This is a genomic window from Microbacterium sp. ZXX196, assembly GCF_009709595.1.
Lineage (GTDB): Bacteria > Actinomycetota > Actinomycetes > Actinomycetales > Microbacteriaceae > Microbacterium > Microbacterium excoecariae.
Genome location: NZ_WMEE01000108.1, coordinates 1 through 280, shown reverse-complemented (window position 1 = coordinate 280; position 280 = coordinate 1). Strand labels below are relative to the sequence as shown.

The following is a 280-nucleotide window of genomic DNA, read 5'->3' as shown; positions in this document are numbered from 1 at the left end:
TCACGTGTTTGGAAAAACGCAGCGCGGTGTATCTGAGCGACCAAATAAACCCAAAAAATCACTGATTCCAAAGTGGTTAGGGACATTGGTGGCTATTTTAGCTCTGATGTGCATCGCCGTGGTGTTGATGCTTTGGAAACCGTGGAAGCCTGTTTCAACTAAAAATGAAGTGACTTCGCCGCATTATCAGGAAGAAGAAACCAATCATGACTATCGTTTCTACGATCTGTTACCACAGCAACAAGTTACGCCGATTCCTGAGCAAGCAGTACCCGAGACT

Annotated in this window: 1 pseudogene; it reads left to right on the top strand. The window is 45.4% G+C overall.

Features of this window, described 5'->3' with window-relative positions:
• Positions 1-280: pseudogene (locus tag GJQ66_RS12445) on the top strand (SPOR domain-containing protein); the annotation flags it as partial.